Here is a 6,131-nt window from a genome sequence, read left to right as displayed (position 1 = left end):
ATAGGAATTCCGCCCCTCGTTTTGATGGTTTTTGTTGCCTCGACAACAACAACTTCCATCTGGAGGTTGCGAATTCCTTTTTTATTTCCTATAAAATCCCCCGATTTTTTCAGGGGTAACTAATTAGGCTGCTTGGAAGGAAGCCCAGAGCATCGAGAGGCCGGAGCCGAACAGCAGCACGTCCAGGACGTATTGGAACGAAGCGATGCTCATGCGTTTGACAATTTCTTTGGCCACGAAGGTTCCTAGCATGAGCGAGCCGCCCACGATCAGACCTTGCACGATCAAATTAAACGGGAGAGCACCCAGCTCTTGGAATGTCACTACTTTGCTCAAATGAAGGCCGAGCGAGCTGACCGCTTCCGTCGAAATAAATGCGCCTTTGGCTAAGCCGAAGGCCGTGAACGCCGGCACACTGAGCGGCCCGGTGGCAATCGCCATGCCCGTCAAGTAGCCAATGATCCCGCCTGCAACGGCTAGCTGCCAGAGGCGAATTTGAATGTTTTTCGCTTTGAGAAAGTAGCGCACGGGGATCATGATGATAAAAAAGATCCCTAGCGCAATATCGATCGTCCGCGCCGGCAGCACCCATAATGTGCGTGCTCCGAGTACCGCAGCCGGAATGCCAGTGATCGAGTATGCAACGAAAGCTCGCCAATGAATTTCGCGCCACCAGGCTATCACCCGCGCCACGTTCGCCATCACCGAAGCCACAGCCATGATCGGCACCGCCTGCTTCGGTCCAAAGGTAAAGATGAGCACCGGAAGCAGCATGATCGACGAGCCCGTCCCAATCACGCCTCCGACCGCCCCTGCCGCAAGTCCAACTAACAATACAATCAGGTAATCTCCCACGCTTCTCTCACCTCAAAGTAGAATCCGATTAGCCATAGAGCCCATTTTATCGTGGAACCGGGGATTGGACAAGGTGTGAGTGTGGGTGGAGGACTATGGGGAGAATAAGAACCCTTTTCCATCTATGAGGAAAAAATGATCGGCCAATTCATTTGGTCCCCTGATAGCCGTTATAAAACCAACACCAGTAGAATTCTGGAACTTTCTATCGGGCAGTTATTGAGGGATTGGCGCGAATCACGTATAGTTAAGAGGTATGTGTTTCGTAAGCGGTTGCAGATGGGCAAATCATAACTTACAGAACAGGGAGTGGAGCATGAGATGAGGCAGTATGAGATCGCGGTAATTCCTGGAGACGGCATTGGAAAAGAGGTAGTCCCAGCAGCTACGGACGTGTTAGACGCTATTGCGGAGGTGCATGGCGGGATTTCATTCAAGTATACCAGCTTTCCATGGAGCTGTGATTATTACGAGCAGCATGGAAAAATGATGCCGGACGACGGGCTGCGAACGTTGCAAAACTTCGAAGCGATTTTCCTCGGTGCGGTCGGTGACCCTCAGCGGGTACCGGATCATGTATCGCTATGGGGATTGCTGATCAAAATACGACGCGAATTTGAGCAGGTCATCAACATTCGTCCGGCCAAATATTTTCGCGGGCTGGCGTCTCCTCTGCTGAAGCCGAATGATTTCGACTTGCTCGTGGTACGGGAGAACAGTGAGGGCGAGTACAGCGAGATCGGCGGGCGGATCCACAAGGGGGCGGATGAGATCGCGATTCAGAATGCCGTGTTCACCCGTAAGGGAACGGAGCGCGCGATTCGGTATGCGTTTGAATTGGCGCAGAAACGGCGCGGTCATGTCACCAGTGCGACCAAGTCCAACGGGATCGTATATTCCATGCCATTCTGGGATGAAGTGTTCAAGGACGTAAGCAAAGAGTACCCAGACGTGAAAACGACAGCGACGCATATCGATGCGTTGTCGGCTTTTTTTGTAACGAAGCCTCATGTGTTTGACGTGGTGGTTGCGAGCAACCTGTTCGGAGACATACTGACGGACATCGGAGCCGCCATCATGGGCAGCATCGGGATTGCGCCGGCGGCCAACATTAACTTGAACGGCAAGTTTCCATCCATGTTCGAGCCGGTTCACGGGTCTGCGCCGGATATTGCGGGACAAGGCATCGCCAATCCGATCGGCCAAATCTGGACCGCCAAAATGATGCTCGATCACCTCGGTCACCAAGAGATGGGGCAGCACTTACTCAATGTGGTGGAGGACGTCACACACTCCGGCGTAAAGACAGGGGACATCGGCGGAACAGCTACGACCCAGGAAGTGACTCAGGAAATTTTGAAACGGTTGAAACGATAATTTTATTTTTTCCTCAGGAGGATTCGCCATGGTGACGAAGTATAACGATCTTTCCTATTTGCACTTGGACGGGTCGCTGACCACCCCCCGGTCCAATGTAGCCATTGCGGAGTTGGATGAAGCTTGCAATGCGCCTGTGCTCGATGTAAGCGGTATCAGTTCGCCGGTCATAATCGAATCGATGGAAATGTTTTTCAACAACGGCTTGTACTTTCTTCGCACCCGCTCCAAGGACGGCTCCGAGGGGATTGCGGTGGCAAGCGAACGCGCGGACTATTTGCACCCGCTGCTTAAGCAGCTGATCATCCCGTTTTTCATTGGCAAAGATGCCCGTGATCTGGAAAAGCTCCTGGAAGGCGTCTATGTATACGATAACAACTACAAGCTGTCCGGCTTGGCGCTGTGGTGCTGTATTTCGTGGGTGGAAGCCAGTATTCTGGATCTGCTGGGACGCATCGTGGAGAAGCCGATCGGCGCACTGCTGGGCGGGGTGATTCGCAGCGAGGTTCCGATTTATGTGGCGAGCGGCAATCGCGGCACGACGCCGGAGGAAGAGATCGAGGTGCTTCAGCGACGCATGGCGGATACCGGTGCCAAAGCGGTGAAGTTCAAGGTCGGGGGACGCATGAGCAAAAATGCCGATTCCATCGAAGGACGCTCCGAAGGCTTAATTTATTTGGCCCGCAAAACGCTGGGGGATGCGATCGACATTCATGCGGACGGCAACGGCTCTTACGACCCGGCGGTCGCGATCGAGTACGGGAAAATGCTGGAGGAGATCAACGCCTTTTTCTATGAGGAGCCGTGTCCGTTCGAGCATTTGGAGGATACGAAGGAAGTCGCCGATGCGCTGGCGATTCCGCTTGCCTTGGGTGAACAGGAGACGAGCCTGCGCCGCTTTCGCTGGATTATCGACAACGACGCTGCACAAGTAGTGCAGCCGGATTTGCAGTATAACGGCGGATTCATCCGCAACACGCGGATCGCACGGATGGCCGCTTTGAAAGGCATGCCGGTCACGCCACACATTTCCAGCGGGTTCGGATATGTGTATGTGCTGCACTTTGCCTCGTATATTCCGAATATTGGGAAGTATCAAGAAAATAAAGCGGGCGTCAAAGAGACGAGCGCGCTGTTCGCACCGCCGATGGAAGTCAAGGATGGCACCATCGCCATTCCTACCGAGCCGGGGCTCGGGATGGATTACATCGCGGTGAACAGCATTTTGCGGAAGGCGCATCGGATTTGTTAATGGGAGAGACAGTCAAACACGTAAAAGAGCAGGCCATAGGGGTCTGCTCTTTTTACTGCTCAACCTGACGGGGGGATGCACAATTACGAAGCATTTATTACTTCGATGGTGTCGGATATGGAAACAGGTCCACGATCCGCGTGGTTTGGCCCTTTTCGTTCGTAAACGCCACATGCTCCCGCCTTAGTCCGCGCGGACTTTCCAAGCCGCAGGCAGCCGCTAGCGAGAACAAGCCTTCCCTCATTTGCAAAATATAATTCATCACGCGCCACTGCTTCTCCTCCGGCGCCAGCGCGGCCTGATACTCCGAATCCGTTGTAGTGACCCCTGTAGGGCATTTGCCGGTATGGCACTGCAGCGCCATAATGCACCCGTTCGCCATCATAAACCCGCGCGCCGAATTGACGCAATCCGCTCCGAGTGCGAGGGCGATCGCCACCTTATCGGGGGTGATCAGCTTCCCGGAGGCGAAGATTTTGAACCTGTCGCGCACCCCGAATTGACGCGCCGTATCGTCGAGGATGAGCAGCGCAGCGAAGAGCGGCAGCCCCATGCCATCCGCCATCGCCTTGAAGGTCGCTCCGGACCCGCCTTCGGAGCCATCCACCGTAATGAAGTCCGGAAAGATATCGAGCCGGATCATCGTCTGGAAAAACTCCTCCAGCCGGTGCTGGTCGCCGACGACGATTTTGACCCCAACCGGCTTGCCGCCGGCTTCCTGCAGCGTTCGGATAAACCGCAGCGCCTCCTCCGAATTGGTCAGAAACTCAAAACGGTTCGGCGAATTGACCGTTTTGCCGATCGGAACCAGACGTGCCTTCGCGACGGGCTCGGTCACTTTGGAGCCTTCAAGGTGACCTCCGCGAATTTTGGCCCCTTGATGAAATTTCAGCTCGAACGCTTTGATGTTGGGAATGGACGCCTTCCGTTTATACTCCTCAATCGAAAATTTTCCTGTGTCGTCCCGGAAGCCGAACAACCCGGGGCCGATCTGCGAGATGACATCGACACCGGTGGCCAGATGCACGTCCGCGACGCCGCCTTCGCCGGTATTGATCCAGGAGCCGCGAGCCATCAGAGCGCCGCTTCCGGTGGACTGGATATAGTTCTCGCCGACGGCGCCGAAGGAGGTGGCGGATGCGCCGAACATGCCTTTAAGTTTCCAAGGCTCTCTGCGGTGCTGCCCGATCACAATTACGTCATCATCATGCAGCAGCCAAGGCTTGACCTGGTCGTCAATGAATTTTTCCTGTCGCGTGAACAGCCCTTCATCCGTAATGACATATTTTTTTCCCGGCAGCAGCGTCTCGTTATCGGCCTTGAGCTCGCTGGTCAATTTGGGGAACATCGCATTGGACAAGTAGAAGCCGGGCTTCTCGTAATCGCGCCGACCGCCGAAGGAGATGAGGTCCGTCCGGTATTTCGCCGCATAGACGAGGCCTACAAAGTCGGCACGCGAGAACGGCTTCCCCTCGGTGTCGCTGTCAAACCAATACTGGCGGAGCTCCGGGCCGAGCTTTTCCAGCAAGTAGCGGAGCCAGCCGAGAAACGGATGAGAGCGGATGATCGAATGCTTCGGCTGCTTGGATAACGCATACATATAGCCGAAAAAAATAAGCGGCGGCAGTACCACAATGACAAGCAATAGGATCAACAGCACGGTATGAACCATCGTAAACACCCTCCCGTTACACTTGCAATCTAGAAACTAACGAAGTGTAGTATGCCACGAATTACCAATCTCATTCGGGGTTTCTTAAGCGGACATTTGCGTCCCGGAAAGACGCCCGGGGATCGAAAAATGTCGAAAAACTCGAAGCAAGCGGCAGGCTCTCAGCTTATGGATATGAAAATGTGAGGAAAAGAAGAAGCGGCATGCAATGATTGTTGAATAATGCACCAATCTCATGATTGTGCAGCGTTGACCGTTTTTCAGAGCGTGTGATACGTTAAAGACAACGCTTTCATGCAATCGTTTACAACAATAAGCGCAGGGAAGGGGATCGTTGACAACGGACAGGGTGATTCCGCGCTGTAACCGTTGCAGCTTTTCCTGCGGCAAATGATGAGCGAAGCGAGCAGCAGCTTGGAAAATATGTCGACCGAATACCAGTATTCCCCGGCGGTAAAAATGGCGGCCATCGTGCTGACAGCGCTTCCGCTGCTCCTGGTGTACCCGTTCCTGCAAAAGTATTTCAATAAAGGAATGCTGATGGGCTCGGTCAAGGGATAACAGCGAATTCAATGCATAAGGATGAGATGTAGATGAAAAAAACAGCGCTTTTGAACTCGGAAATCTCCAGTGTGATCGCCCGCATGGGGCATATGGATCATCTCGTGATCGCGGATTGCGGTCTGCCGATTCCGCCCCATGTGAAGCGCATCGATCTGGCTTTAACCGCAGGTACGCCAGGGCTTATCGAGACGCTGCAGATCGAAGAAGCTGTGGTGGCCAGCGAGTTGATTTCCTGCGGGCGTCCGGTGTACCAGCAGCTTACATCGGCTGTGGAAGGCACTCCGATCCGCTCCTTGCCGCATGAGGATTTCAAGCGATTGATTGCCGAGCGTGCGGTGGCGGTCATTCGGACCGGAGAGTGTACGCCTTATGCGAATGTCATCTTACAGTCCGGAGTAACCTTTTGATCGG

General features: G+C 54.1%; 6 protein-coding genes. 4 read left to right on the top strand and 2 right to left on the bottom strand.

Annotation, left to right across the window (positions count from 1 at the left end; genetic code table 11):
• Positions 1-123: 123 nt before the first annotated feature.
• Positions 124-855, bottom strand: coding sequence for a sulfite exporter TauE/SafE family protein (locus FPZ49_RS22025; protein ID WP_144851039.1), 732 nt, complete (start codon positions 853-855; stop codon positions 124-126).
• Positions 856-1,176: 321 nt separating this feature from the next.
• Here FPZ49_RS22025 and FPZ49_RS22020 point away from each other — a divergent pair, with 321 nt between their 5' ends.
• Together FPZ49_RS22020 and FPZ49_RS22015 are read left to right on the top strand one after the other, a co-directional pair.
• Positions 1,177-2,232 carry a tartrate dehydrogenase gene (locus FPZ49_RS22020; RefSeq protein ID WP_144851036.1) on the top strand — a complete coding sequence of 352 codons (1,056 nt, stop codon included), beginning with the start codon at positions 1,177-1,179 and terminating at the stop codon, positions 2,230-2,232.
• 28 nt (positions 2,233-2,260) lie between these two features.
• Entirely contained in the window at positions 2,261-3,484 is a 1,224-nt protein-coding gene (locus FPZ49_RS22015; RefSeq protein ID WP_144851033.1) for a mandelate racemase/muconate lactonizing enzyme family protein, read from the top strand.
• Between the two features lie 97 nt (positions 3,485-3,581).
• On the opposite strand, the gene FPZ49_RS22010 is transcribed toward FPZ49_RS22015, so the two are convergent.
• A complete protein-coding gene (locus FPZ49_RS22010; protein WP_144851030.1) occupies positions 3,582-5,156 on the bottom strand; it encodes an FMN-binding glutamate synthase family protein in 1,575 nt (524 codons plus the stop codon).
• A gap of 423 nt (positions 5,157-5,579) precedes the next feature.
• On the opposite strand from FPZ49_RS22010, the gene FPZ49_RS35935 reads away from it, so the two are divergent.
• Positions 5,580-5,717, top strand: coding sequence for a hypothetical protein (locus FPZ49_RS35935; protein ID WP_222429946.1), 138 nt, complete (start codon positions 5,580-5,582; stop codon positions 5,715-5,717).
• Positions 5,718-5,749: 32 nt separating this feature from the next.
• Complete coding sequence (gene rbsD, locus FPZ49_RS22005; RefSeq protein ID WP_144851027.1) at positions 5,750-6,127, top strand: D-ribose pyranase; 378 nt, start codon at positions 5,750-5,752, stop codon at positions 6,125-6,127.
• Positions 6,128-6,131 lie beyond the last annotated feature (4 nt).

The sequence above is a fragment of the Paenibacillus cremeus genome (assembly GCF_007786445.1).
Classification (GTDB): domain Bacteria; phylum Bacillota; class Bacilli; order Paenibacillales; family NBRC-103111; genus Paenibacillus_G; species Paenibacillus_G cremeus.
The sequence above is the reverse complement of the archived record's forward strand: the minus strand, read 5'-3'. Positions and strand labels throughout refer to the sequence as shown.